24 protein-coding genes are annotated in these 25,543 nt (G+C 73.9%); 9 read left to right on the top strand and 15 right to left on the bottom strand.

All coding sequences use genetic code 11. From position 1 onward, the window contains the following. Positions 1-10: 10 nt before the first annotated feature. From QN157_14060 to QN157_14025, 8 genes are all read right to left on the bottom strand, one after another. Entirely contained in the window at positions 11-1,165 is a 1,155-nt protein-coding gene (locus QN157_14060) for a DUF917 domain-containing protein (GenBank protein MDR7556715.1), read from the bottom strand. A gap of 9 nt (positions 1,166-1,174) precedes the next feature. Next, positions 1,175-2,812, bottom strand: a complete 1,638-nt coding sequence (locus QN157_14055) for an ABC transporter substrate-binding protein (protein ID MDR7556714.1) — start codon at positions 2,810-2,812, stop codon at positions 1,175-1,177. Between the two features lie 88 nt (positions 2,813-2,900). Continuing rightward, positions 2,901-3,563, bottom strand: coding sequence for a cupin domain-containing protein (locus QN157_14050; GenBank protein ID MDR7556713.1), 663 nt, complete (start codon positions 3,561-3,563; stop codon positions 2,901-2,903). Between the two features lie 13 nt (positions 3,564-3,576). Then, positions 3,577-4,662, bottom strand: a complete 1,086-nt coding sequence (locus tag QN157_14045; protein MDR7556712.1) for an LLM class flavin-dependent oxidoreductase — start codon at positions 4,660-4,662, stop codon at positions 3,577-3,579. Beyond that, the gene (locus QN157_14040; GenBank protein MDR7556711.1) at positions 4,659-4,967 is read right to left on the bottom strand and encodes a hypothetical protein; all 309 of its coding nucleotides are present in this window, start codon (positions 4,965-4,967) and stop codon (positions 4,659-4,661) included. Before QN157_14040 ends, QN157_14045 begins: the two co-directional genes overlap by 4 nt. After that, a complete protein-coding gene (locus QN157_14035; protein MDR7556710.1) occupies positions 4,967-7,234 on the bottom strand; it encodes a xanthine dehydrogenase family protein molybdopterin-binding subunit in 2,268 nt (755 codons plus the stop codon). Before QN157_14035 ends, QN157_14040 begins: the two co-directional genes overlap by 1 nt. Then, entirely contained in the window at positions 7,231-7,746 is a 516-nt protein-coding gene (locus tag QN157_14030; GenBank protein MDR7556709.1) for a (2Fe-2S)-binding protein, read from the bottom strand. The genes QN157_14035 and QN157_14030 overlap by 4 nt, the downstream gene beginning before the upstream one ends. Further along, positions 7,743-8,528 (bottom strand): IclR family transcriptional regulator, encoded by a 786-nt coding sequence (locus tag QN157_14025; GenBank protein MDR7556708.1) that lies wholly within the window; start codon positions 8,526-8,528, stop codon positions 7,743-7,745. The genes QN157_14030 and QN157_14025 overlap by 4 nt, the downstream gene beginning before the upstream one ends. Before the next feature lie 487 nt (positions 8,529-9,015). Between QN157_14025 and QN157_14020 the strand changes: the two genes are divergently transcribed. Further along, on the top strand, positions 9,016-9,381 hold the full coding sequence (locus QN157_14020) for a YraN family protein (protein ID MDR7556707.1): 366 nt from the start codon (positions 9,016-9,018) through the stop codon (positions 9,379-9,381). On the opposite strand, the gene hemG is transcribed toward QN157_14020, so the two are convergent. From hemG to QN157_13985, 7 genes are read right to left on the bottom strand one after another with little or no spacing between them, the layout of a single operon-like run. Beyond that, positions 9,365-10,885, bottom strand: coding sequence for a protoporphyrinogen oxidase (gene hemG / locus QN157_14015; protein MDR7556706.1), 1,521 nt, complete (start codon positions 10,883-10,885; stop codon positions 9,365-9,367). The genes QN157_14020 and hemG overlap by 17 nt on opposite strands. A gap of 4 nt (positions 10,886-10,889) precedes the next feature. Beyond that, entirely contained in the window at positions 10,890-11,924 is a 1,035-nt protein-coding gene (gene hemE, locus QN157_14010; GenBank protein MDR7556705.1) for a uroporphyrinogen decarboxylase, read from the bottom strand. After that, positions 11,921-12,631, bottom strand: coding sequence for a chlorite dismutase family protein (locus QN157_14005; GenBank protein ID MDR7556704.1), 711 nt, complete (start codon positions 12,629-12,631; stop codon positions 11,921-11,923). Before QN157_14005 ends, hemE begins: the two co-directional genes overlap by 4 nt. 8 nt (positions 12,632-12,639) lie before the next feature. Then, positions 12,640-13,638, bottom strand: a complete 999-nt coding sequence (gene hemB, locus QN157_14000; protein MDR7556703.1) for a porphobilinogen synthase — start codon at positions 13,636-13,638, stop codon at positions 12,640-12,642. Beyond that, positions 13,613-14,461 carry a uroporphyrinogen-III synthase gene (locus QN157_13995; GenBank protein MDR7556702.1) on the bottom strand — a complete coding sequence of 283 codons (849 nt, stop codon included), beginning with the start codon at positions 14,459-14,461 and terminating at the stop codon, positions 13,613-13,615. Before QN157_13995 ends, hemB begins: the two co-directional genes overlap by 26 nt. 44 nt (positions 14,462-14,505) lie before the next feature. After that, the gene (gene hemC / locus QN157_13990) at positions 14,506-15,426 is read right to left on the bottom strand and encodes a hydroxymethylbilane synthase (protein MDR7556701.1); all 921 of its coding nucleotides are present in this window, start codon (positions 15,424-15,426) and stop codon (positions 14,506-14,508) included. Further along, entirely contained in the window at positions 15,426-16,127 is a 702-nt protein-coding gene (locus QN157_13985) for a helix-turn-helix domain-containing protein (protein ID MDR7556700.1), read from the bottom strand. The genes hemC and QN157_13985 overlap by 1 nt, the downstream gene beginning before the upstream one ends. A 230-nt stretch (positions 16,128-16,357) precedes the next feature. Here QN157_13985 and QN157_13980 point away from each other — a divergent pair, with 230 nt between their 5' ends. From QN157_13980 to frr, 8 genes are all read left to right on the top strand, one after another. Next, the gene (locus QN157_13980; GenBank protein MDR7556699.1) at positions 16,358-17,869 is read left to right on the top strand and encodes a YifB family Mg chelatase-like AAA ATPase; all 1,512 of its coding nucleotides are present in this window, start codon (positions 16,358-16,360) and stop codon (positions 17,867-17,869) included. Between the two features lie 10 nt (positions 17,870-17,879). Then, the gene (dprA, locus tag QN157_13975) at positions 17,880-19,025 is read left to right on the top strand and encodes a DNA-processing protein DprA (protein MDR7556698.1); all 1,146 of its coding nucleotides are present in this window, start codon (positions 17,880-17,882) and stop codon (positions 19,023-19,025) included. Positions 19,026-19,362: 337 nt separating this feature from the next. Continuing rightward, positions 19,363-21,498, top strand: coding sequence for a type I DNA topoisomerase (gene topA, locus QN157_13970; protein ID MDR7556697.1), 2,136 nt, complete (start codon positions 19,363-19,365; stop codon positions 21,496-21,498). Beyond that, positions 21,495-22,433 (top strand): tyrosine recombinase XerC, encoded by a 939-nt coding sequence (locus QN157_13965; protein ID MDR7556696.1) that lies wholly within the window; start codon positions 21,495-21,497, stop codon positions 22,431-22,433. Before topA ends, QN157_13965 begins: the two co-directional genes overlap by 4 nt. Positions 22,434-22,740: 307 nt before the next feature. Next, positions 22,741-23,571, top strand: coding sequence for a 30S ribosomal protein S2 (gene rpsB / locus QN157_13960; protein ID MDR7556695.1), 831 nt, complete (start codon positions 22,741-22,743; stop codon positions 23,569-23,571). 5 nt (positions 23,572-23,576) lie between these two features. Next, positions 23,577-24,146, top strand: a complete 570-nt coding sequence (tsf, locus tag QN157_13955) for a translation elongation factor Ts (GenBank protein MDR7556694.1) — start codon at positions 23,577-23,579, stop codon at positions 24,144-24,146. Positions 24,147-24,221: 75 nt separating this feature from the next. Continuing rightward, a complete protein-coding gene (pyrH, locus tag QN157_13950) occupies positions 24,222-24,965 on the top strand; it encodes a UMP kinase (protein ID MDR7556693.1) in 744 nt (247 codons plus the stop codon). Positions 24,966-24,976: 11 nt separating this feature from the next. Next, positions 24,977-25,534, top strand: a complete 558-nt coding sequence (gene frr, locus QN157_13945) for a ribosome recycling factor (GenBank protein ID MDR7556692.1) — start codon at positions 24,977-24,979, stop codon at positions 25,532-25,534. The last annotated feature ends 9 nt before the right edge of the window (positions 25,535-25,543 follow it).

Raw genomic sequence — 25,543 nt, 5'->3', positions numbered from 1 at the left:
GGGATGCGGCCTAGGAGGGGCGCTCGGCCATGGTCGCCTCGATGGGCGTGTAGGACACCTCGAGGCCGAAGTGCGCCGGCCCCAACGCCGCCAGCCCCTGGGGCGTGCGGAAGACCGCCGGGGCGGGCGCGACCAGCACGCCCACGGTGGCGCCCACGGGGAGATCGGTGTTGGTGTAGGGCTCGCCCGTCTGGGCGTCGGCCACCATGATCAGGTCCGGGCTGGTGGCCACCGGGCGGCCATCGAGCCAGGCGGCGTGGTTTTCGTTCTTGTACCAGATGCGCAGGTGCCGGCCCCGGGAGGCGTCCCGGCCCTCGATCAGGGTCTCGCCGACCATGTAGCCCTCACGGCTCTCCCAGGGGTGCGCGGTGACGACGCCGGTGAACAGCACCCACGCGCCCAGCGCCGCTGCCGCCGCGGCCAGGGGGTCCTGTCCTGCGTCGCGCGCGGTGCGGATCGCCCGGCCGACGGCGAGCGCGCGGCTGAGGGTGCCGGGGATCGCGACCCGGCGCAGGTCGGCGCCGGTCATCAGGTAGCCGGCGTGCGCGCACGTGAGCCGGGGATCGGGCAACCGCGTGGCCATGCTGAGGAGTTTGCCGATGCGCTCCGCCACCGGCAGGCTGTGCGCCTCCCGCAGCACCAGCCGGTTGCCCCACGAGTCGCAGATCGCCACCGGGCACAGCGGGACGCCGGCCAGGGCGGCCGTGGTCTGGGTGAGCTCGGGGACCGCGCGGCCGGCCAGGTCGGCGTCGACCGCGAGCACGCCCAGCCGCGCGGCCGCATCCAGCGGGCCGGCGGTGTTCCCGGCGCCGAGTTCGAAGGGCACGATGGCGGCCACCGGGCGCCCGGTGGCCGCCGACAGGTCCCGGACGGCCTCGGCGAGGGGCCGCTCCACGGTCACCTCACCGTACCCCAACGCGGCCCGTTCCGCCGCCGTGAGCACGGGGGTCGGCGCGATGGAGCCCATGCCGAAGGTCGTGCATACCCACGCGTCGTCGGGCACCTCGGCCACGTCCACCCATCCGATGCCCGTGGCCGCCGCCACGTGGGGGGCCAGGTACTCGCGCCCTTTGTCGGGGCGCCCGCCCCCACCGGTGCCGAGCAGCGTGAGGCCGCGGATGAAGTCCTCCGCGTCCGTGACGGTCTGGATGCGCCCGCGAGGCATGGCGGCGCGCTACGCCTCCACCCAGAGATTGTAGAAGTCGGGCGGCAGGTTGAACAGGAACGGATGCCAGTCGAACCCGTGGAGCTTCTTCGACCGCCCGAAGATCTGGAAGAACTGGGCGCAGAAGATCGCCGGCCCATCCTCGCGCAGCACCCGCTGGACCCGGTGGTAGTGCGGCCGGCGGCGCTCCCGGTCAGGCACCGCGACCCCGCGGTCGATGAGCTCGTCGACCTCGGCGTGCTTGTAGAAGGTGAAGTTCTGGGCGCCGGGGGGTGTCGCCGTGGAATGGTAGGTGCGGAACAGGATGTCGTGGGGGTCGTCGTAGGCCGGGTTGATGGCCCAGCCGTACATGTCGGGGCCGCGCTCCAGCGCCGTCAGCGCGCCGATGAAGCCGGCCGCGTCCGGCTTGTCGTCGATGGTGAGCGTGATGCCCACCTCGGCGAGGTTCTGCTGGAAGATCTGCGCGAGCTGCGGGTAGTAGGGGAAGAACGGCGAGATCGTCTGCAGCACGAACGCCCGCTGGCTGGGCCCCACCTCCTGGATCAGCTGCTTGGCCCGGGTGAGCTCGCGGCGGAACTGCGGCAGGGAGGGGTCGTGGGCCCAGATACCCCGGGCGATCGGCCCGTTGGGGATGCGACCCTTGTTCAGCAGCACTCCGCCCACGAAGCTGCTGTAGCCGAAGACCGCGCGCATCGCCTCCCGGAACTTCGGGTTGGTGAACGGGCCCCGCATGCGCATCATGATGTGGATCTGCGCCGGGGTGTCGTGCTCCTCGATGACCACGTCCGGGCGCTTCTTGAGGGCGTCGGCATCGGTGATGACGATGCCGTCGGCCAGGTCGGCTTCCCCGGTCTCCAGCATCAGGCGCTGGGTGGCCGACTCGCGCACCAGGCGCACCACGATGCGTTCGGCGTGGGGACCCTGCCAGCCCCGCCAGTAGGTGGGGTTGCGGACGAACGTCACCTGCTGGCCCCGCACCCAGCTCTCCAGCAGGTAGGGACCGGTGCCCACGGCGTTGTCGTTGAGCCAGCGCTGGGCCAGGTCGCCGCCCTGGGCGCGGGCCTGGGTGGCCGGGCTGATCATGTACGGGGCCTTTGCCAGGGCCTCGATGAACGGCGCGAACGGGTTCCGCAGCGTCACCCGCACGGTCAGCCGGTCCACCACGTCCACCCGCTCGATCGCCGGCAGGCGCGCCGCCGGACCCTTGTTCACGGCCTTGAGGCGCTCAAAGTTCCACTTGGCCGCCTCCGCGTCAAACGGCGTGCCGTCGGAAAAGCGCACGTTGGGCCGCAGCCGGAACGTGTAGACCCGCGCGTCGGGCGACGCGCGCCACTCGGTGGCCAGGACCGGCGCGATCTTCGCGCCGCCTCTGCCGTCGGGGACGTAGTCCACCAGCGGCTCGTAGACGGGCCGCTGCGCGTTCTGCGAGTAGATGAAGTCGTTCTGGTGGGGGTCCAACGTGAGGGTCTCGGTGCGCACCGCATAGACCAGCGGGCGGGTGGCGACACGGGCGGGCGCCGCGGCCACCGCGAAGGGTTTGAGCGCGCCCGCCACCAGCCCGCCGGCCAGTCCGGTGCCGGCCGCGGCCGCGGCGGAGCGGGCCAGGAACTCCCGCCGCGTCAGGGGGTGGTGCCGATCGTGTGCCATGCTCCTGCACCTCCTGTTGGTCCGATCCTCTCGGTGCTCCCGTGCGTGAGATCCAGGCGTCGCGCCGCCGACGCCTCGTTGCCACACCTCATGGCGCGCGCGCCAGCACTTCCAGGTAGACCGCAGGCTCGGGGCCCAGCGCCTCGCCGGTGTGCGGCACCTGCGGGGGGATCAGGGCTGCGTCGCCCGGTGTCAGCACCCGCACGTCATCACCGACCTGCAGGCGCAGGCGGCCGCCGAGCATGTGCACCAGCTGCTCCTCGGGATGCCGTTGCGGCGTCACCACCACGCCCGGGTAGAGGCGCACGAGCAGCGCCGTCATGGCGCGGCCCCGCCGTCGACGCAGCGGAAGACCCGGCCGTGCGTCCTCCTCGGGCACCTCGTCCCACCGGAAGACCGTCCCCGGCGGGGCGGCCCCGCCTGCCGCCAGAGGGGCCGGGGTGACCACCTCGGCCCAGAAGTCGAGCGTGTCCTCGACGAAGGCCGGGTTGCGCTCCCGGAACCGCCGGAACCCCGGCGAGGCGTCCAGCTCCTTCCAGTAGGCCTCACGGTCGGTGACCACAATCTGCTCGATGTAGTCGTAGGGCAGCGCCCGGCGCTCCCCGTGCTCCTGCAGGATACGGTGGGTGCGGTAGTGCACGATCGTCGGCAGTTCGGGCAGCACCGGGTAGTCGTCCTCCCGGATGAAGCGCTGGTAGGCTTCGTGGGTGACGCCGGGACGCAACCGGACCAGCACGAACCGGGTCGGCATCGCCGTGCCTCCTTCAGGGGGTCTTGGGATCGTCCACCGGACGGGCCGGTGATGCCAGCAGCTGCGCGGCGCGCGGGAGGACCTCGGTGGCAAACCGCTCGATGGTGCGCTCGATGCGGCCGTCGGGGTCCATCGGGTACATGACGAACGCCCTGATGCCGCGCGCTGCCATGCGCGCCACGCCGGCGGCCACGACCTCCACGGGTCCAGCCAGGGTCAGCGCGTCGACGAAGGCATCGGGCACCAGAGCCGCGACCTGGGTAGCGGCCTCGCTGAGGTAGCCGTAGGAGAGGCCGCGGACCGCCTCGCGGAGCTGCGGCGGCACCTCGAGTCCCGCCGCGACGAAGCCGGGGAAGTCGGGCTGCTGGGCGATGAGACTGACGGCCACGGACCGGCGCATGAGGTGGCGGGCGACGTCCGGGTCGTCGTGGATGCACACGTTGATGCGCGCGACCAGTTCGATTGCGGCAGGGTCGCGGCCGGCCGCGCGGGCGCCCCGGGCGACGTGGGCGCGGAAGTACGCCAGCGCCGCATCGGCGACGCATCCTTGCATCATCGCGCCGTCGGCGACGCGGCCGGCCGTCTGGAGGCCCCGCGAGGCGTTGCTGGCCACGTAGATGGGGATCGCCGGGCGCAGCGGCGTGAAGTCGAGCCTGGCGCCGTCAACCGAGACCAGCGCACCCCGGAACGTGACCGTTTCCCCGCGCAGCAGTGCCCGGATCACGTGGACCGCCTCGCGGATCGCCAGGGCCGGGCGGTCGCGCACGATGCCCAGCTCGCGGAACCCCGAGACCCCGGCGCCGATACCCAGCACGGCGCGCCCCCCGCTGACCTCGTCGAGGGTGGCGATGGCCATGGCGGTGAGGGCCGGATGGCGCGAGTAGGGATCGGTGACGCACGGGCCCAGGCGCAGCCGCGTCGTGCGTAGGGCGCACAGCGTCAGCCCGCCGTAGACTTCCCGGTAGAAGCGCTCGTCGGCGTACCAGAGATCGTCGTACCCCAGCGCCTCCGCCAGGGTCGCGAGGTCGACCAGGCGGTGCGGCGCGTGCTGCCCCAGCAGCAGCACGCCCGTCCTGAGTCCCAGCGCCGGCGTCGTCATTCGATCGGCTCCGCCACGAAGTTGTCCGAGGGTTCGATGAACGCGGCCAGCTGCTCGCGCAGCGTCTGCAGCTCGGGCCGGGCCAGATCCCGTCGGTAGGCCTCCAGGTCGGTGATCTGGATGACCTCGAGGTAGTCGTACCGGACGTCGGCCTTGCGCAGCGGCGCCACGAGCCGGTAGTTGGTGTACGCGACGATGCTGGGCAGGCTGCGGGCCGTGGGGTAGTCGACCTCGCGCACCCACCGTTCGTAGGCTGCGGGGTCCACGCCCGGGCGTAGACGCGCCAGGAAGACCACGACAGGCATCAGCCTCCTCCTCGGTGCCGCAGGGCGGCGTAGACTTTGGGCGCGGTGATCGGCAGGCTGGTCAGGCGCACGCCCGCCGCCGCGTCCAGCGCGTTGGCCACCACGGCCGGCGGTGCGATGATCGGCGGCTCGCCCACGCCCTTGGCCCCGTAGGGGCCCACCTCGCTTGGCACCTCCACCACGCGGGTCTCGATGGGGGGGACCGTTGTCGTGCGCGGCAGGGCGTAGGCGCTCAGGTTGTGCACCAGCGGCTGCCCGTCCTGGTAGGGCAGCTCTTCTCCCAACGCCTGCCCCAGGCCCTGGACGACGCCGCCCTCGATCTGCCCTTCCACCAACCGCGGGTTGATGGCGAAGCCCACGTCCTGCACGGCGACGTAGCGCAGCACGCGGACTTCGCCGGTCTCGGGATCGACCTCGACCTCTGCCGCGTGCGCGTGGAAGCTCGGCGAGTGGAAGGTCGGGTACACGTGGCCGCGCACGCACGTGGCGTCGTAGGGTGTGGGGGGCGCGGCGAAGACTCCGGCGGCCACGAGGCCGCCCCGCTGGAGACCCAGCCGGGCCACCTCCGCCAGGGCGATCCGTCGGGCCGGCGCGCCCGTCACGACCACGTGCCCGTCGCGGAGCACCAGGTCGCCCGGATGGGCCTCCAGCGCGCCTGCCGCCACCTCCACGATCTGGCGCCGCAGCTCGGCGGCGGCCGCCCGCGCCGCGTTGCCGACGCTGAAGGCGGTGCGGCTGCCCTGCGCGCCGTGATCGTAGGGCGTGGCCTGGGTATCGGCGCTCACGATGCTGATGTGGTCGGCCGGCAGCCCCAGCTCGTCGGCGAGGATCTGCGCCGCGGCGGTGAGCGCTCCGGTGCCCAGCTCGGCGCACCCGGTCACCAGCGTCGCCGATCCGTCCGGCTGCAGCTTGACGTACACGCCCGAGGGGCCGCCAGTGGTCGTCCACCAGGTGCAAGCCAGTCCCTTGCCGCGGTACGGGCCGGCGGGCCGCCCCCAGCCGATCGCGTCGGCGGCAGCGCGCAGCACGGCGTCCATGCTGACCCGTCCGAACACCTGGCCGGTGGGGCCCGCATCGCCGTCCCGCACGACGTTGCGAAGCCGCACCTCGAGGGGATCCAGCCCCAGCCGTCGGGCGATCATGTCCATCTGCGACTCGACCGCGAACGCGCACTGCGGGCCCGTCGGCGCGCGGTAGGAGCCGAAGTTCTGCTTGTGGGTGTAGACGGCGCGGGCGACCAGCCGTAGGTGCGGGATGCGGTACGGGCCGGCCAGCACCAGCGTCGCCACCGACGGCAGGCCCGGGCTCGACCCGCTGAAGGCGCCGGCGTCCAGCACCGCCAGCGCCTCCTTGCCGAGGATGACGCCGTCCCGGCGCACCGCCGTGCGCAGCCGGATGTGCATGCCGTGGCGCGGGTAGGCGGCCAGGAACTCCTCGTCCATGGTCAGGGCCACCTTCACGGGGCGCCCGGCCCGCCGGGCGAGGAGCGCGGCGATGTGCTCGACGCCTACCCGCAACTTGCCCCCGAAGCCGCCGCCGATGCCCGCGCTGATCACCCGGATCTGCCCCGGCGCCAGCCCGAACGCGTCGGCCAGCGTCTGCTGGATCTCGAACGGGAGCTGCGTGTTGGAGTAGACCACGAGCCGCTCGGGTGTCTCCCACACCGCCACCGCCGCGCGCGGCTCGAGGTACGCCTGGTGGACGGGGGCGGTGGTGAACGTATCCTCGAAGACGGCATCGGCCACGGCGAAGGCGTGCGCCACGTCGCCCCGGACCACCTGGGCTTCGCCGCACACGTTGCCGAACCGCACGAGCTGCGGATGGGCAGCGTACGTCTCCCACGCGTCGTGGACCAGCGGCGCGCCGTCGGCCATGGCGGCGAGGGGGTCGGTGATGGCCGGCAGGACCTCGTAGTCGACGGCGACGCGTTCGGCGGCGGCGGCCGCCGCCTCGGGGGTGGCAGCCGCCACCGCAGCCACCGGCTGCCCCACGTAGCGGACGACGTCGACCGCGAGGATCGTCTCGTCCTTGACCAGCCCGCCAAACCGCCGCGCCGGCGCGTCGCGACCCGTGACGACCGCGGCGACACCCGGCACGTCCCGGGCGGCCGAGACGTCGATGGCGCGGATGCGGGCATGCGGGTGCGGGCTGCGCACGAGGTGGCCCCAGAGCATGCCTGGCAGCGCCACGTCCACGGCGTAGAGGTACCGGCCCGTGACCTTGGCACGGCCGTCGAGGCGCGGGACCGATCGGCCGACGACGGTCACGGCCGCACCGCCGCGCGCTGCGCGGCCAGCCGACGGGCTGCGACCTGCACGGCCTCGACGATCTTGGCGTACCCGGTGCACCGGCACAGGTTCCCGGCCAGCGCGCGCCGGATCTGGTCTGGCGTCGGCTCGGGCACGTCCGCCAGCAGCGCCACGGCCGAGAGCACGACGCCAGGGGTACAGTACCCGCACTGGACCCCGCCGCACTCGACCAGCGCGTCCTGCACGGGGTGCAGCCCGCCGTCGGCGGCGATCCCTTCGATCGTCACCACCGTCCGGTCGTCGACCGACGCCGCCAGGACGAGGCAGGACGTCACGGGCCGGCCGTCCAGCAGCACGGTGCACGCGCCGCAGGCCCCTTCCTTGCAGGAGGGCTTGGTGCCCGGCAGGCCCAGCTGGCGGCGCAGGAGGTCCAGCAGCGTGTAGTGCACGGGGACCACCACCGCGTGGTGGACGCCGTTGACCCGCAGCGTCACGGAGACGGTCCGGAGAGGTCCGGCGGATGGGCTCATGGCGCCTGCTCCAACGCGGTGGTCCCCGACGGCACGCGTGCCTGGAGCGGCCAGATCGCGGCGAGGCGCGCCGCGGTGGCCAGGACCTTCGGTGCGAGCTCGTGCTTGCGGGCCGCCGGCAGGCGAAACGTCGGGCCCGACAGCGAGACCGTGCCGACGACCCGGTCGCCCAGGCGCGCCAGCCGCACCGGCGCCGCGATGGCGCCGGCGCCTTCGAACAGCTCCTCCTCGACGACGGCGTACCCGAGACGGCGCACCCGCGCCAGCTCGCGGCGCAGGCCGGCGATCGAAGTGACGGTGCGCCGCGTGAAGGCCCGCAGCCCCTGGCGACGCGCGAGGGCCAGGGCCTGCGCCTCGGGCAGGCTCGCCAGGAAGACCTTGCCGGCGGCCGTGGCGTGGAGCGGCGCGAACTGCCCGAGCATCGACACCATCCGGATCCGCTGGTCGCGCCCCTCGGCCTTGGCGACGAACAGCAAGCGGTCGCCGTCCACGAGGCCCAGCTGCACCAGCTCGCCCGTCTCGTCGGCGAGGTCTTGCAGGATCGGGAGGCAGACGCCGGGGAACCCCAGGCGGTCAGCGTAGCGCAGGCCCAGCGCGAGGATGCTCAACGCCAGGGAGAAGCGCCGTGTGGTGGGCGAGGCGACCACGTACCCGCGGGCCACGAGGTGGCGGAGCGTGCGGGAGACCACGCCCTTGTGGACCCGGAGCTGGCGCGCCAGCTCGCTCACCGTCAGGCCGTCGGGTGCCGACGAGAGCGCTTCGACGATCGAGAGTCCCACCATGTGCCGCACTCCTGCCGCCAGTGGCGCCTGCCACTCTATGTACGCTCGCGGCCCGTGGGCGCCATCTGAAAACCACCGCGGACCGCAGCGGGACGCGCCAGCGGGATCGTGCACGTCACGCCGGCCACCGACCACGGCCGCCGTCCCCATCCGTCGACGAAAGACGCCCTGCCGCACGCACGGTTGCGTGCGCGCCGCCGTCCCGGCCAGGCGTCCTCCGCCGCCGACGGGCAGGCAGCGACGTGCGGCCGCGCGACCGTGACGCTGCGATCGCCGCGACCATAATTGATGCAACTTTGTTGCGTTGACTTTATTCTCCGTTGCGCCGCGCGGTTCCTCGTGGGGCCAGCGTCCGGCGTGACGGCGCGCGGACCTGGAACACAGACGGGGGGGCAGGCCGTGGCTGCCCAGTAGGCCCGCGTCCGGTGCGCCGCGTGTGCACCCCCCGCACACCCGCGTGGGCTGTGCCGATGATCCCGATGAGACGATGTCAGCGCGCGCGGGGGTCATCGGCGAGGCGGCGGCCGCGGCCTGGTACGAGGCCCGGGGCTACCAGGTGCTGGCGCGCAACGTGCGCTGGCGGGGAGGTGAGATCGACCTTATCGTGCGGTGCGGCGAGGTGGTGGTCGTCGTCGAGGTCAAGGCCCGTGCCGGTTCCGGGTTCGGCCACCCTGCCGACGCGGTCACACCGCGCAAGCGGCGCCGGCTCGCGCGGCTGGCGGCGCGCTACCTGGCGGAGGCGGGGTTGGCCGACGCCATCGTGCGGTTCGACGCCGTGGCCGTGCACCTGACCCGTGACGGTCGGGTGCTGGCCATCGAGCATCTGCCCGACGCGTTCAGCGCGTCGGGGTGACGGGCACGGGTGCGGCGCCAGAGTGTGCCACGAGGGCAGCCAGTACCCTCGCCGCTGCCTCCTGCCCCTGGCGAATGCAGTCGGGCACCCCAATGCCACGGTAGCCCGCGCCGGCCAGCGCCAGCCGCGGCAGACCCGCCAGCGCCGCCTCGATGGCCGATAGCCTGGCGAGGTGGCCGGGGACGTACTGCGGCATCGCGCGCGGCCACCGGACGACGTGGACGAGACGCGGCACGGCGTCGAGTCCCATGACAGCCCGCAGGTCGCGGCGCGCGGTCTCCACGAGGGTAGCGTCGTCTGCGGCGACGATGGCATCGGCGCCCGCGCGGCCCAGGAAGCACCGCAGCAGCACGGTGTCCGGCGGCGCGCGGTCGGGCCACTTCGACGAAACCCACGTGCACGCGGTGATCGCCAGAGGCTCGCCGCGTGCCACGACGAACCCGTGACCGTCGAGCGGATGCGCCACGGCCTCGCGGCGGTAGGCCAGCGTCACCGCGGCTGTCGAGGCGTAGGGCACGGCGCGTAGCGCCGCGGCTGCAGCGGGGCAGAGCGGAGCGAGCAGGTCCGCGGCGACGAACGCCGGCGCGGCGAGCACCAGCCCGTCTGCGCGGAGCACCCGGCCATCCTCCAGGCGCAGGGTGTAGACGGGCTGCGGGCCTCCGGGCGCCACGAGTTGCGCCACGGCAACGCCGCGCAGCACCTGCACGCGGTCCCGCACCGACGCCAGGAGAGCATCGACCAGCTCCCCCATGCCGCCGGCCAGGCTCAGGAAAACGCCGCTGTCGCCGGTCGGCACGACCTGCCGCTGCGGTGCTGGTCCGGCTGCAGACGGCGCCGTCCGCGGCGCGGCAGCGCGCCGCCTGGACTGAGCCAGTCCGGCCAGGATCAGGCTGCGGTAGTGGCGCTCCCACTCGCACAGCTGCGGGAACGTAGCCCGCACGCTGAGCGCCTCCGCGTCCCCGGCGTAGATGCCCGCCAGAAGCGGGCCGACCAGCCGGTCGGCTGTGGCCGCACCCAGACGGCGTCGCAGCAGGCGACCGATGGACTCGTCGTCGGCTGCCCGGCGGCGCGGCAGCACCAGGTCGGCGGCGGCGCGCAGGGCGTCCGCTGGCGACAGCAGACCCGCCCGGACCAGGGCGAGCGGTCGCGTCGGAATGCCCAACGCCAGGCCGTCGGGCAGGCGTCGAAGCTTGCCACGGTAGGCCACGTACACCCCGCGCCCTGGCCGTGTGCTCACCAGCCGATCCTGGAGCCCGAGGGCCACACACAGATCCCGGGCCCAGGGCTTGGTCGCCAGGAACGCGTCGGGGCCGCACTCGACGAGGCAGCCATCGATGACCTCAGTGCGCAGCTTGCCGCCCACCCGGTCGTCGGCCTCGATCAGGGTGCAGGCGATGCCAGCGGCTCGAGCTTGCGCGTCGGTGGCCAGCGCATGCGCGGCGGCGAGCCCGGCGATCCCACCGCCGACCACCACCACGTGGGGAGCCGGCACACCCGGCGACATGCGGTCAGCCTGCGGGTGCGGGGGCGGCCGTGGTCTCGTGCACCAGCTCGACGAGCCGCGCGAGGTGGTCGGGCGGCGTCTGCGGCAGCACGCCGTGCCCCAGGTTGAAGATGTGCCCCGGCCGGCCCGCAGCCTCGTCCAGGACCTCGCGGGCCGCCGCGGCCACCACGGGGAACGGCGCCAGGAGGACGGCGGGGTCCAGGTTCCCCTGAATCGCCCGCGGCCCGATCCGCGCCCAGGCCTCCCCCAGCCGGATGCGCCAGTCCACGCCGATCACGTCGCCCCCGGCGTGCGCCATCAGGGGCAGCAGGCCCGCCGTGCCGGTGCCAAAGTGGATCGTCGGCACCCCCAGGGCTGCCAGCCCGGCGAAGAGGCGCTGCATGTGGGGCAGCACCGCCGCCGCGTAGTCGCGCGGGGCGAGCGCGCCCACCCACGAGTCGAACACCTGCACCGCCTGCGCGCCCGCAGCGACCTGCGCCTCCAGGTAGGCGAGGGTGGCGTCGGTCAGGTGGGCCATCAACCGGTGCCAGGTTGGCGGATCGCCGTGCAGCAGGCGCTTGGTCTGCACCAGGTCGCGCGTGCCCCGGCCGTCCACCAGGTACGACACCAGCGTGAACGGTCCGCCCGCGAACCCGAGCAAGGGCACGGGGCAGGCCCGCCGCACGAGACGGATCGCCTCGAGCACGAAGGGCACGTCGCGTTCAGGGACGAACGGGCGCAGGCGTGCCACGTCGGCGGCGGTACGCAGCGGCTCGGCGATCACCGGCCCGACGCCCTCGACGAGGTCGACGGCGACGCCCATCCCGGCCAGCGGCAGGGTGATGTCGGCGAAGAGGATCGCGGCGTCCACGCCCAGGCGTTCCACCGGCAGCAGCGTGATCTGTGCGGCGAGCTCCGGCGTGCGGCAGAGGTCCAGCAGGGTGTGGCGGGCGCGCAGCGCCCGGTACTCGGGCAACGCCCGGCCAGCCTGGCGCATGAACCACACCGGCGTGCGGTCGGTGGGCTCGCGCCGGCACGCGCGCAGGAACCTGTCGATCATCCCGACCGCGGCACCGCCGCCTCCAGCGGCGCCCCCAGCAACCCGACGATCTCCCGCAGCGGCCGGTGCACGCCCAGAAGGAGCGGCGTGTCGCGCACGGTGTACCGGCGCGCCTCGGTGGCCCGCAACGCCTGCACCAGGTCCTGGAACGCCTGCAGGTCGTCGGTCTCGTACGCCACGATGAACTCCTGGTCGTCGAGCCCGAACGAGTACGCCAGGAGCTGGCGCACCATGGGGAACTGGTGGCCGACGCGGATGTGCTCGGCCATCATCCGCTGGCGCTCCTCCTGGGGGGTCAGGTACCAGGACGTGGTCTTCACGAACGGGTAGACGATCAGGTACCGGTTGCGCTCGCCCACGAACATCGCCTGTTCCTGCACCGTGGGCCGCTTGACGTAGACCGAGGGCCGCACCAGCCCCACCATGGCGTGCGCCACGCGCAGGAACCGTCCCAGCCCGGTGCGCAGCAGGCTGGCGGCCGTCTCCTCGGCGACCTCCACCGACGGCGCCAGTCGCCACCACAGCAGATCGGCATCGGCCTGCAGGCCGATCATCGAGTAGGTGTACGTCCGCACGCGCTGGGCGGCGGTGGCGGCCGCCGCCAGGAACGCCTCGGCGTCCTGACGCCGGACGTCGTCGCCCAGGCGCCGCCACGCCGGGTCGAGCTGCAACGCCAGCACGTGGACGGTCGTCCAGGTCGCGTCCATGGCGGTCCTCATCCCTCCTCGCGCAGCCAGCCCAGCGCATCGGCGGCCGCGTAGGTGATGACGATATCGGCGCCCGCGCGACGGATGGCGGCGAGCACCTCCAGCACCGCCCTGCGTTCGTCGAGCCAGCCAGCCGCGGCGGCCGCCTTCAGCATCGCGTACTCCCCGCTCACCCAGTAGGCGGCCAGCGGCGCCGTGGTCGTCTCGCGGGCAGCGCGGATGACGTCCAGATAGCACAGCGCGGGCTTCACCATCACGATATCGGCACCCTCGGCCAGGTCCAGGGCGATCTCCCGCAACGCCTCGCGGGCGTTGGGCGGGTCCATCTGGTACCCGCGACGATCGCCGAACTGCGGAGCCGAGCCCTGGGCGTCCCGGAACGGCCCGTAGAACACCGAGGCGTACTTCGCCGAGTACCCCATGATGGCCACGTCGGGGAAGCCCGCGTCGTCCAGCGCCGTGCGGATGGCGCCGACCTGGCCGTCCATCATGGCGCTGGGCGCGACGATGTCCGCGCCGGCCGCCGCATGGGAGACCGCGGTGCGCGCCAGCAGCGTGAGCGTGTCGTCGTTGTCCACCTCGCCGTCGCGCACGAGCCCGCAGTGCCCGTGGTCGGTGTACGCGCACAGGCAGACGTCGGTGATCAGCACCAGGTCGGGATGGCGGGCCCGCAGCCGGCGCAGCGCGGTCTGCACGATCCCATCGTCGGCGTAGGCTTCCCGGGCCATGCTGTCCTTGGCCGCGGGCACGCCGAAGAGCAGCACCGCGCGCAGGCCCAGGGCGACCAGGCGGTCGACCTCGCGCTCCAGGGCGTCGGGCGAGAAGCGGTACTGTCCGGGCAACGAGGCGATGGGCTCCCGGACGTCGACGCCGGGCCGCACGAAGAGCGGCGCCACCAGGCCCCCGGCCTCCCAGCGCGTCTCGCGGACGAGGGCGCGTAGTCCCGCGGTGCGGCGCAGGCGCCGCGGCCGCTGGATGAGGTTACCCCGCACGGCAAGAGGCGACATCTGTGGCTCCTTTCGTCTGTAAGGTCGCGACCAGGGCGTCCAGCAGGCCGTCGACCGTGTGGGTGCGCGCGACGATCTGCGGCCGCAGGCCCGCGGCCCGCGCGGCGGCCGCGGTGACCGGGCCGATGCAGGCCAGGGTGGACGTGCGCAGGCGCGCACGGCCGGCCAGGCGCACCAGCCCCCGGACCGTCGAGGCGCTGGTGCACACGATGGCGTCGAAGGGGCGCGCCAGCGCACGGCGCAGTGGCAGCGCCGACGCCCGCGGCGCCACCCGGGTGCGGTACGCCACGACGGTCTCGACGTGCGCGCCGCGCGCCGCGAGGCGGCGGGCCAGGTCCGGCGAGGCCAGGTCCGCGCGTGCCAGCAGCACGCGTCGGCCCGCGACGTCGGGCAGCTCGCGGCCCAGCGCCTCGGTCAGGTAGCGCGAGGGGATTTTGGCCACCCGCACGCCCGCAGCGCGCAGCACCGCCGCGGTGGCAGGGCCCACGGCCGCCCAGCGCGGCCTGCGCGCGCGACGCAGGTCGAGCCCCAGCGCTTGTGCGCGGGTGACGAGCACGCGCGCGCCGTTGGCGCTGGTCACCACGATCCAGTCGTACCGGCCGATGCGACGCAGGGCGCGATCGAGGCTCTTCGCGGGCGCGGGGAGGATCTCGACGGTCGGGATCGCGACGACCGTGGCGCCCAACGCCCGCAGCCGCGCGCACAGCGCCCGGGCGGCTGCCCGAGGCCGCGTGACGAGGATGCGCCGGCCCGCCAGCGGCTGCGCTGCCCCGCTAGCGGGCCGCTGGCGACGGGCCGCCCGCGGGGCGTGCGGACGCACCACGGGACGTCTCCCGCGCTGTCTGAGCGCGCTCGCGCCACGACCCGTCACGGCGCGACCTCCACCATCAGGGCCCGGGCCCCGCGGGCGAGCAGGCGCTGGCCGAGCGCCTCGCCCAGGGCGCTGGCCTCCTCCGGCGTGCCCGTCACCCGCTCCCGCAGCACGCTGCGGCCGTCTGGGGCGAGCACGGCGCCTTCCACGGTCAGACGGTCTGCGCGGCACCGCGCCAGCCCGGCGATGGCGGTGTGGCACGTGCCACCCAGGGCCGCCACGAACGCGCGCTCGGCATCGTGCTCGTGCCGCGTCGGCGCGTGGTCGAGGGCGGCGACCTGCGCGACGAGCGGGTCGTCGGCGCGTGCCTGGATCGCCACGGCGCCCTGGCCCACCGCTGGCAGCATGACCTCCGGGTGCAGGATCTCCGCGATGCGGTCGGCCAGCCCGAGGCGCTGCAGGCCCGCAGCGGCCAGCACCAGCGCATCGACCTCGCCGGCATCCAGCTTGCGCAGCCGCGTGTCGACGTTGCCGCGGATGCCGCGCACGTCGAGGTCGCCCCGCGCTGCCAGCAGGAACGCGCGCCGGCGCGGGCTGTCGGTGCCCACGCGGGCGCCTGCGGCCAGGGCGCGCAGTCCCAGGCGGTCGCGGGCCACCAGCGCATCCCGCGGGTCGTCGCGCGGCAGGAACGCGGCGACGACCAGTCCCGGCGTGGTCTGACTGTGCAGGTCCTTGGCGCTGTGCACCGCCAGGTCGATCCGCCCATCCGCGAGGGCATCCTCCAGCTCCTTGACGAACGCCCCGGGGCCGAGCGCGCGCGTCGGCCGGTCGGGGTGCGCATCGCCGCGCGTGCGGATCGTGACCGGCTCACCTTCCAGGCCCAGGGCCCGCAGCCCCGTCAGGACCCGCGCGGTCATGGCCAGGGCCAGCGCGCTGCCGCGCGTGCCCACGCGGACCTGTCGACGCAACGCTGCCATCAGTGCGGCTCGGACGACGTCGCCGTCGCGTCGTGCGCGGTCGCGGTCGCGCGGCGGCCGGTGCGTGCGGGCGCAGCGTCGTGGGCGCGCAGCATCGCGACGAAGACGGCGTCGAGCAGCTCGCTGGTCTCGACCAGCGTGCGCACCTGCCGTTCGTCCAGCAGACCGCCGCGGCCCCGCGGCGCGGTCACCATGGTGAGCACCAGGTGGCGAAAGTAGGCGAACGCCTCGGCGGCCTCGGCCGGGCCGATCCCCGCGCGCTGGAGCTCGCCGCCGTAGCGCGCGGCGCGCTCCAGCAGCTGCTGGCGCAGCGCCCGCCGCGCCTCGGGCTGCGCCATGAACTGCACGACGGCGGCGAACAGGTGGCGGCCATGCTCGCGTGCCCGCGCGCGCAGCGCGGGGTCGAGCGCCGCGAACCACGGGCGCCGCTGGAGCGGTCGAGCGGGGGTGCCGGCCAGCACCCGGGCGCTGCGCCGCCGCACCAGGTGCGCCAGATCGTCGACCCGTGGCGCCTCGTGCTGCAGCAGCGCGTACAGGTCGCCCTCGCGGAACCGGCGGTGGCCACCCGGCGTGCGGAACGTGCGCACACGGCCGGTATCGGCCCAGTGGCGCAACGTCGCCTCGTCCACGCCGAGCAACGCTGCGGCCTGACCGAGGGGCAGCCACCGACCCTCGCGGGCACGGTCGATTCGCGCAGGCATCGCCGCGTGATTCTACACAAGTCTGTGTAATCCTTCAGAAACCGAACCCAGCGGCGGGCAGCCACGGCCTGCGACGGGTGCTCATACACAGCGTATGCCCTTGCACCGTGCGCCCTCGCACGTGGAGGAAGGCAGCGGGTACGGGCGGGTGTGGGGGCACACGCGGACACGGTGGGGCTGTACAGCCGGGCGTCTGCGGCCGATGCACCAGACGGGGATCGGCACGACCGATGCTGGCAACGATTTGCAGCGCGACGCTCGCCGGCCTGGAGGCGGTGCCGGTAGCGGTGGAGGTCGACGTCGGGCCCGGGCTGCCGACGTTCACGATCGTGGGGTTGCCCGACGCCGCGGTGCAGGAGGCGCGGGAGCGCGTGCGCGCAGCGATCCGCAACTCCGGCTACGCGATGCCCCCGCGGCGGATCGTGGTGAACCTCGCACCGGCCGATCGACGGAAAGAGGGGCCCGCCCTTGACCTGCCCATCGCCCTGGGCGTGCTGGTGGCCACCGGCCAGCTGCCCGCCGACGCCGTGGACGGCTACGTGGCGCTGGGCGAGCTGGCGCTCGACGGCGCGCTGCGTCCCGTGCCCGGCGTCCTGTCCGTGGCCGAGACCGTGCGGCGAACCCGCGCGCGGGGGCTGCTCGCCCCTGCCGCGAGCGCCGGGGAAGCCGCGGTCGTCGAGGAGGTGCGCGTGTATGCCCTCGCCAGCCTGCGTGCCGTCGTCGACCACCTCACCGGCGTGCACCCGGTCCCGCCGGCCCCGCCGCCGGTGTGCGCCGGGGTGCGTCAGACGTCACCGCTGGACCTGGCCGACGTGCGCGGACAGCCCGCCGCGTGTCGGGCCCTGGAGGTCGCGGCGGCGGGCGGGCTCAACCTGCTGCTGGTCGGCCCGCCCGGCGTCGGCAAGACGATGCTGGCGCGGCGGCTCCCGACGATCCTGCCGCCGCTGAGCCGCGACGAAGCGGTGGATGTCACCAGGATCTACAGCGTGGCCGGCCGCCTGCCGGCCGGCGCAGGCCTGGTGTGGGAGCGGCCGTTCCGCGCGCCGCATCACACCGCCAGCGCGTCTGCCCTGGCAGGCGGTGGGGTGATGCCGCGACCCGGCGAGGTGACCCTCGCGCACCACGGCGTGCTCTTCCTCGACGAGTTGCCTGAGTTCCGGCACGACGCCCTGGAGGTGCTGCGCCAGCCGCTGGAGGAAGGCGTGATCACCGTGGCGCGCGTGCACGGCGTGGTCCGGTTCCCCGCGCGGTTCATGCTGGTGGCGGCCATGAACCCGTGTCCGTGCGGCTTTCGCGGCGATCCCCAGCGGCCGTGCCGGTGCACGCCCGCGCAGGTCCGGCGCTACCTGGCGCGGCTCTCGGGGCCGCTGCTCGACCGCATCGACATGCATGTGGAGGTGCCGCGCCCGCCCACCGACGCCGTGCTTGCGGGGAAGCCGGGCGAAGGGTCGGCGGCGGTGCGTGCCCGGGTGGTGGCTGCGCGCGCACGGGCGCAGGATCGCCGACGGCAGGGGATCGGCGACGGCGCGCTGCCCGAGGCCGGCCCGATGGCCGCCGAGGCGTTGGCCTTCGTCCGCCAGTGTGCCGACCGGCTGCTGCTGGGCGGGCGGGCGACGCGCCGCCTGCTGCGCGTCGCCCGCGCCATCGCCGACCTCGAGGGCGCCGCGGCCGTGCAGGTCGGCCACGTCGCCGAGGCTGCCCGGTACCGGGTGTTCGACCGGGCCGCGCCCACGCGCGCCTAGCCTGCCGGCGATGCGCGCGCCTTGGCTGCCCCCGTACGATCGGCCGCTGGCCGGCAGCGCGCTGGACGCCGAGATCGAGGCGTACGTCGGATTGACGCTGCTGCCGCGGATCGGCCCACGGACGATCAAGACGTGGGTGCAGGCGGCGGGACGGGCCTGGGCCGTCTGGCGGCGCGTGCCGCACCTGGTGCGCGGCCGGGCCGACGCTGCGGCCATCGTCGCGGCCTGGCGTGCGGCGCGCCCCGCAGATCTCGTGACGCGGGCACGGCGCCGCAGCCAGGATCTCGTCGTGCCAGGACACCCCGCCTATCCACCGCGGCTGTGGCACATTCCCGATCCGCCGCCCGTGCTCTTCGTGCGCGGCGTGCTCGCGGTCGGCCCCGCCGTGGCGGTGGTGGGCGCGCGGCGCGCCTCGCCCTACGGGCTCCAGGCGGCGACGCGCCTGGCCCGCGATCTGGCTGCGGCGGGTGTGACGGTGGTGAGCGGGCTGGCTCGCGGCATCGACGGCGCCGCCCACAGCGGTGCCCTCGACGGCGGCGGGCGGACGATCGCGGTGCTCGGCGCAGGGGTGGACGTCGTCTACCCGCCCGAACACGCACCCCTGGCCGCGGCGATCACGGGCCGCGGCGCGCTCGTCTCCGAGTTTCCGCCCGGCACCGTGCCGCAGCCCGGGCACTTTCCCCGGCGCAATCGCGTGATCAGCGGTCTCAGCCTGGCCGTGGTGGTCGTGGAGGGTACGGAGGACAGCGGCGCGCTGGTGACGGTGGACTGCGCCCTGGCCCAGGGGCGCGACGTCTTTGCGGTGCCGGGGAGCATCTTCAGCCCTGTGAGCCGCGCGCCGCTCGCGCTGCTGCGCGAGGGGGCCAAGATGGCGACGTCTGCCGACGACATCCTCGACGAGCTGCAGGTGCCGCGCGGTCCCACCATGCCGGCGCACGGTGCGCCAGACGACGCGACGGGCACGGGAAGTCCGACCGCGCGCGTGCTGGGCGTGCTTGCGGCCGGCCCGACCACCGTGGACGTGCTGGTGGCGGCCACCGGGCTCTCGCCCGCAGAGGCGGCGGCGGCGATCACAGCGCTGGAACTGCAGGGAGCCGTGGAGGTGCATCCCGGACAGGTGGTGACAGTGCGCGCAGACCGTCGGCGCGAATCGTGACCGATCCCAGCCCCGCAGCGCATCGCGGCAGCAGATCCGCGCGACCCGTGACGTGGTGGGAGGCAGGCGGGGCGCAGGACCGCAGTGGCCGAGGAAGCCGGGCCGCGGGCGCGCCCCACGTGGCCGCGGCCGTGTGCGTCGGCCCCGACGCTGCACGTCAACCCCGGCCGCCTTGACAGCCCGTGCTAACGTAAAGGATGAACTTGACGGTCCCGGCGGCGTCGGTGCGCGGCGGGGCGCACCACGTCTGGCCGCGGGGCCGGCCGGGTACTGGGAGAGTGCCGGGAAGGAGCCTCGCGCGCAGGCAGCGCTCCAGCGACGCGTGCGGAGGTGACGAGTGGCAACGCAGAAAGTGCTGGTCGTCGTCGAGTCACCGACGAAGGCCCGCACCCTGTCCAGGCTGCTTGCGCGGTCCTACGAGGTCAAGGCCTCGATGGGCCACGTGAAGGACCTGCCCAAGAGCCAGCTGGGCGTCGACGTCGACCAGAACTTCGCTCCCCGGTACATCGTCATCAAGGGCAAGGGCCCCATCATCAAGGAACTCAAGGACGCCGCCAGGAAGGCCTCGGCGATCTACATGGCCACCGATCCCGACCGGGAAGGCGAGGCCATCTCTTGGCATCTGGCCGAGCTGCTGAGCCCGGTGAACCCCGCGATCCGGCGCATCGAGTTCCACGAGATCACCAAGGACGCCGTGCAGCGGGCGCTCAAGCACCCGCGGGAGATCAACCAGCACCTGGTCAACGCGCAGCAGGCCCGGCGCGTGCTCGACCGCCTGGTGGGGTACTCGTTGAGCCCGTTGCTGTGGCGCAAGGTCCGCGGCGGGCTTTCGGCGGGCCGCGTGCAGTCGGTGGCGCTGCGCCTGGTGGTCGACCGCGAGCGCGAGATCGAAGCCTTCACCCCGGAGGAGTACTGGTCGATCACCGCCACCTTCCAGACGGCGGAGGGGAAGGAGTTTCCCGCGCGCCTCGTGGCCCGCGATGGGGCGCGGATCGGCACGCCGACCGACGAGGGCGCGACGGTCATCCGCACCGAGGCCGAGGCCCGCGCGCTGGTCGCCCAGGTCCAGGCCCAGCGCTACACCGTGGGCGAGGTACGGCGGCGCGACCAGCTGCGCCACCCCGCGCCCCCGTTCACCACCAGCACGTTGCAGCAGGAGGCCAACCGGCGGCTCGGGTTCTCCGCGGCCCGGACCATGGCCGTGGCGCAACAGCTCTACGAGGGCCTCGACGTGGGGGACGAGGGCACCGTGGGCCTGATCACGTACATGCGCACCGATTCGGTGCGGGTGGCGGCGTCGGCGCAGGCCGAGGCCCGGGAGTTCGTGACCAGGACCTTCGGCGACGCGTACGTGCCCGAGCGGCCGCGCCAGTACCGGTCGCGGCGCGACGCCCAGGACGCCCACGAAGCGATTCGGCCCACGAGCGTCGCCCGCACGCCCGAGCGCGTCAAACCCTTCCTCCGGCCGGACCAGTACCGCCTTTACCGCCTCATCTGGGAACGGTTCGTGGCCAGCCAGATGGCCGCAGCGGTGCTCGACACGCTCTCGGTGGACGTCGTCGGGGGGCCGTTCCTGTTCCGCGCCACGGGCAGCCGGGTGAAGTTCCCCGGATTCCTGATCCTGTACCGGGAGGCCGGCGACGATGGCGAGGCCGACCCGGAGGGCTGGCTGCCGCCGCTGGCGGCGGGCGAGGCGCTGACGCTGGTGGACGTGGCACCCGCGCAGCACTTCACCCAGCCACCGCCGCGGTACACCGAGGCGGCCCTGGTGCGCGCCCTCGAGGAGAAGGGGATCGGCCGGCCCAGCACCTATGCCCCGACGATCGAGACGATCAAGAAGCGCGGCTACGTCACCAGTCGCGACCGGCGCCTGGTGCCTACGCCGTTGGGACGCATGGTTACCGACCTGCTGGTCGAGCACTTCCCCGAGGTGGTGGACATCGACTTCACGGCCAGCCTGGAGGAGCAGCTGGATCGCGTGGAGGAGGGCAGGGCCGACTGGCAGCAGATCGTCCGCGAGTTCTACGAGCCGTTCGAACGCACACTGCAGCGCGCCGAGGCCAAGATCCCGGTGACGGAGTTCCCCGCGGTCGAGATCGGCGAGCCCTGCCCGCAGTGCGGGCAGCCGCTGGTGCGCAAGCACGGCCGGTTCGGCGAGTTCATCGCGTGCTCGGGCTTCCCGGCCTGCCGGTACACGCGGCCGCTGGGCGTGGGGGTGGCCTGTCCTGTGTGCGGCAGCGAGCTGGTGGCGCGGCGGACCCGGCGCGGGCGCATCTTCTATGGATGCAGCGCGTACCCCGCCTGCGACTTCACGTCGTGGGACCGTCCCAGCCCCCGCCGGTGTCCGGCCTGCGGCGGCCTGATGGTCGTCAAGAGCACACGGCGCGGCGACGAGCTGCGGTGCACGAACGAGGCGTGCGGGCACCGCGAGCCTGCCGCCGAGCCCCTCGCGGCGCCGGCCGGCGTCCCGTGAGGCGGCGGGGCACGGGCCGGCGCGCGCAGGGGGCGGGCGCACCGCCCGTGGCTGCGGCGCTGGCGCGGGACCTCGAGGCCTTCCTGCAGGCGCTGGAGGCCGAGCGCGCGGCCTCCCCGCACACGCTGGCGGCCTACCGGCGCGACCTGGAGGACGTGGCGCGGTTCCTCGTCGGGGACGGCGTCCGCCGCTGGGAAGACGTCACCCTCGCCGTCGTCCGCCGGTACCTGGCGGCGCGGCACCGCACGCACGCTCGCGCGTCGGTGGCGCGGACGACGGCCGCGCTGCGCACATTCTTCCGGTTCCTGCGGCGGACCGGCCGGATCGCGGCGAGCCCGCTGCGGCTGCTGGCATCGCCCCGGGTGCCGCGCCGCCTCCCCCGGGCGATCCCGCCAGAGGCGGTGGCGGCGCTGCTGGCTGCGCCGCCGCTGGACCGGCCGACGGGCCTGCGGGACCGGGCGATCCTCGAGCTCCTCTACGCCGGCGGCCTGCGGGTGAGCGAGCTCGTGGGGCTCGAGCTGGGCCACCTGGCGGGCGACGAGCTCCGCGTGCGCGGCAAGGGCGGGCGCGACCGCGTGGTGTTGATCGGCGCCCAGGCGGCGCAGGCCCTGGCCCGCTACCTGCGCGACGGCCGGCCGCGGCTGGTGCGGCGACCGACCGATCGGGTCTTCGTGAGCGCGCGGGGCACCCCGCTGACGGCACGCGCCGTCCAGCTCGTCGTGGCCCGCTGGGTGCGCGCCGCCGCGGTGCAACAGCGCGTCACCCCGCATGTGCTGCGCCACACGTTCGCCACGCACCTCCTCGACGGCGGCGCCGATCTGCGGGTGGTCCAGGAGCTGCTGGGCCACGCCAGCCTGGTCACGACGCAGGTGTACACCCACGTCTCCCGCGCGCACCTGCAGCGCGTCTACGCCCAGGCCCATCCCCGGGCATAGCAGGGCGCGCCCGCGTCACCGCCCTGCGGCGGCTGCGCCGCAGGGTTTCCCTGGCGTGAAGGCCCGTGGTATACTACCGCAGGATTTGTCGCAGGAACGCGGCATACCGCGCTCGTTCCCCCGCAAAGTCGTGCGCGATTTTGCGGGGTTTGCATGCCGGGCGTCCTGCGCGATCTGCGAGTCCACACGCGCCCCGACCCGCCGAGAGCGTGCCCCTGCGGGACCTCGGCCCGAGTTGCGGGAGTGACGGGCGCGGAGGGCGAACACGGATGGTGGCCGGCGGGCCCGGCCCCAGAGGAGGACAGTGGTGCCAGTCGTCACGATGAAGCAGCTCCTGGAGGCCGGGGTCCACTTCGGGCACCAGACCCGACGGTGGAACCCCAAGATGGCGCGCTACATCTTCACGGAGCGCAACGGCATCCACATCATCGACCTCCAGAAGAGCGTGCCGCTGCTGGAGGAGGCCTACCGGTTCGTCCGCGAGGCGGTCGCCAACGGCGGCGACATCCTGTTCGTGGGCACCAAGAAGCAGGCGCAGGATGCGATCCAGGAGGAAGCTACACGCGCCAAGCAGCCCTACGTGAACCAGCGGTGGCTGGGCGGGATGCTGACCAACTTCCAGACGATTCGCCGGCGGGTCGAGCGCCTCAAGGAGATCGAGGACATGCGTGCGCGCGGCACGCTGGAGGTGCTGCCCAAGCGGGAGCAGGCGCGTCTGCTGGACGAGGCCGCCCGCCTGGAGAAGTACCTGGGCGGGATCAAGCAGATGACCCGGTTGCCCGCGGCGGTCTACGTGGTGGACACGCGCAAGGAGCACATCGCCGTGGCCGAGGCGCGCAAGCTGGGCATCCCGGTCATCGCGATCCTCGACACCAACTGCGATCCCGACGAGGTCGACTACGCCATCCCGGGCAACGACGACGCGATCCGCGCCGTCCGCCTCATCACCAACCGGATCGCCAACGCCTGCCTGGAGGGCCTGGAGGAGCGGCGCAAGCGCGAGGTCGTCGAGGAGGCGCCCGCCGCGGCGGCTGTCGGCGCGACCGGGGCCACCGGGGAGGAGGACGAGGAGGAAGGGGCATTGCCCGAGGTGGGCGAGCACGAGTTCGGGCAGACGACCGTGGAGGCGCGAGGGTAAGTGCGATGGCGGTGACGACGGAGCTGATCAAGGCGCTGCGGGCGCGCACGGGCGCGGGCGTGATGGACTGCCGGCGGGCCCTGGAGGAGACCGGCGGCGACCTCGAGCGGGCGGCGGAGCTGCTGCGCGCCCGGGGACTGGCCGCCGCGGCCAAACGGGCTGACCGCGAGACCTCCCAGGGCGTGGTGGAGGCGTACGTCCACGCCGGCGGGCGGCTGGGCGCGCTGGTCGAGGTGAACTGCGAGACCGACTTCGTGGCGCGCACCGACGAGTTCAAGGCACTGGCCCGCGAGCTCGCCATGCAGGTGGCGGCGACGACGCCGCAGTGGGTGTCGGCCGACGAGATCCCCGCCGAGGTCCTGGCCGCGCGGCGGGCCGAGCTCGCGCGGGAAGGGGACGGCGCCGGGCAGGTCGAGGCGCGTCTGGCGCAGTGGATCGCCGAAGTGGCGTTGCTGGAACAGCCGTACATTCGCGATCCGGGGCGACGGGTGCGCGATCTCGTGGCCGACGTGACCGCCCGTGTCGGCGAGCACGTGCGCGTGCGCCGGTTCGCCCGGTTCAAGCTGGGGGAGTGAGCGGCATCGATCGGGGACGTGGCTGCGCTGCGGGCGCGGCCCCCGGTGGCTGCCGGGACCGGCCGGAGGGAGACGATGGACGCGGCGGCAGGGCGCCCGAGCTACACCCGGGTCTTGCTGAAGCTCAGCGGTGAAGCCCTCGCCGGCGAGGGCGGCGGGGGGCTCGACCCCGCCGTCCTGCAGTTGGTCTCCACCGAAGTGCGCGACGTGCAGGCCCGCGGTGTGCAGGTGGCCATCGTGGTCGGCGGCGGCAACATCGTGCGGGGCGCCGACCTCAGCCGGCGGCTCGGCATCGAGGAGGTCACGGCCCACACCATGGGCATGCTGGCCACGGTGATCAACGGCCTGGCGCTCATGGACGCCATGGAACGCCTGGGCCTGGTCGTGCGCGTGATGTCCGCCATCGAGATGCACCAGGTGGCCGAGCCCTACATCCGCCGGCGGGCGATCCGCCACCTCGAGAAGGGCCGCGTGGTGATCTTCGTGGGGGGCACGGGCAGCCCGTACTTCACCACCGACACGGCGGCGGCGTTGCGGGCCATCGAGATCCAGGCCGACGCGCTGCTGATGGCCAAACGGGGCGTCTCGGGCGTCTACGACAAGGACCCGCGCCAGCATCCCGACGCCGTGATGTATACCCACCTGGACTACATGGACATCCTGAACCGGGACCTGCGCGTCATGGACGCCACGGCCGCCGCGCTGTGTCGCGACAACAACATGGACATCGTGGTCTTCGACGTCACCCGACCCGGGAACATCACCAAGGCGGTGCTGGGCGAGGCGATCGGGACCCTGGTGGGGGGCGGCCGGCGGTGAGCCGCGGGTCCATGACCGACGAGGTCCTGGCCGATGCCCGCGCGCGGATGCAGAAGGCGATCGAGGCCACGCGGCGCGAGTTCGCCGCGCTGCGCACGGGGCGGGCCAGCCCGGCACTCCTCGAGCACATCCGCGTCGACTACTACCAGACGCCCACCCCCATCACCCAGCTGGCCACCATCTCCGTCCCCGAGCCGCGGCTGCTGGTCATCCAGCCCTGGGACAAGAGCATCGTGAAGGCGATCGAGCGCGCCATCCTCACGAGCGATCTGGGGCTGACCCCCAGCAGCGACGGGGTGGTGATCCGGCTGCCCATTCCGCCGCTCACCGAGGACCGGCGGCGCGAGCTGGTGAAGGTGGCCCGCCGGCACGCCGAGGAGGGGCGCGTGGCCATCCGCAACGTGCGGCGCGAAGCCAAGGAGATGCTGGAGGAGCTGGAAGAGGCGGGCGACGTCTCGGAGGACGAGGCACGCCGCGCCATCGACCGCCTGCAGCAGCTCACCGACGAGATGATCGCGCAGCTGGACCGCCTGCTGGCCGCTAAAGAGAAGGAGATCATGGAGGTCTGACCCGCGGGC

It is taken from the genome of Armatimonadota bacterium (genome assembly GCA_031459855.1).
Classification (GTDB): Bacteria; Sysuimicrobiota; Sysuimicrobiia; order Sysuimicrobiales; family Humicultoraceae; genus Fervidifonticultor; species Fervidifonticultor primus.
Note: the sequence above shows the minus strand (reverse complement) of the source record. Positions and strands in the feature narration are given on the sequence as shown.

Bases quoted from the DNA above. Each gene is read 5' to 3' on its own strand.
- QN157_14045 (MDR7556712.1), bottom strand. From the start codon at position 4,662: ATGACGACGCCGGCGCTGGGACTCAGGACGGGCGTGCTGCTGCTGGGG.
- QN157_14050 (MDR7556713.1), bottom strand. From the start codon at position 3,563: ATGCCGACCCGGTTCGTGCTGGTCCGGTTGCGTCCCGGCGTCACCCAC.
- pyrH (MDR7556693.1), top strand. From the start codon at position 24,222: ATGGACGCGGCGGCAGGGCGCCCGAGCTACACCCGGGTCTTGCTGAAG.
- QN157_13980 (MDR7556699.1), top strand. From the start codon at position 16,358: ATGCTGGCAACGATTTGCAGCGCGACGCTCGCCGGCCTGGAGGCGGTG.
- QN157_14020 (MDR7556707.1), top strand. From the start codon at position 9,016: ATGTCAGCGCGCGCGGGGGTCATCGGCGAGGCGGCGGCCGCGGCCTGG.
- frr (MDR7556692.1), top strand. From the start codon at position 24,977: ATGACCGACGAGGTCCTGGCCGATGCCCGCGCGCGGATGCAGAAGGCG.
- hemE (MDR7556705.1), bottom strand. From the start codon at position 11,924: ATGATCGACAGGTTCCTGCGCGCGTGCCGGCGCGAGCCCACCGACCGC.
- QN157_14005 (MDR7556704.1), bottom strand. From the start codon at position 12,631: ATGGACGCGACCTGGACGACCGTCCACGTGCTGGCGTTGCAGCTCGAC.
- tsf (MDR7556694.1), top strand. From the start codon at position 23,577: ATGGCGGTGACGACGGAGCTGATCAAGGCGCTGCGGGCGCGCACGGGC.
- QN157_14040 (MDR7556711.1), bottom strand. From the start codon at position 4,967: ATGCCTGTCGTGGTCTTCCTGGCGCGTCTACGCCCGGGCGTGGACCCC.
- QN157_14060 (MDR7556715.1), bottom strand. From the start codon at position 1,165: ATGCCTCGCGGGCGCATCCAGACCGTCACGGACGCGGAGGACTTCATC.
- QN157_14055 (MDR7556714.1), bottom strand. From the start codon at position 2,812: ATGGCACACGATCGGCACCACCCCCTGACGCGGCGGGAGTTCCTGGCC.
- QN157_14025 (MDR7556708.1), bottom strand. From the start codon at position 8,528: ATGGTGGGACTCTCGATCGTCGAAGCGCTCTCGTCGGCACCCGACGGC.
- hemB (MDR7556703.1), bottom strand. From the start codon at position 13,638: ATGTCGCCTCTTGCCGTGCGGGGTAACCTCATCCAGCGGCCGCGGCGC.
- QN157_14030 (MDR7556709.1), bottom strand. From the start codon at position 7,746: ATGAGCCCATCCGCCGGACCTCTCCGGACCGTCTCCGTGACGCTGCGG.
- dprA (MDR7556698.1), top strand. From the start codon at position 17,880: ATGCGCGCGCCTTGGCTGCCCCCGTACGATCGGCCGCTGGCCGGCAGC.
- hemG (MDR7556706.1), bottom strand. From the start codon at position 10,885: ATGTCGCCGGGTGTGCCGGCTCCCCACGTGGTGGTGGTCGGCGGTGGG.
- QN157_13985 (MDR7556700.1), bottom strand. From the start codon at position 16,127: ATGCCTGCGCGAATCGACCGTGCCCGCGAGGGTCGGTGGCTGCCCCTC.
- hemC (MDR7556701.1), bottom strand. From the start codon at position 15,426: ATGGCAGCGTTGCGTCGACAGGTCCGCGTGGGCACGCGCGGCAGCGCG.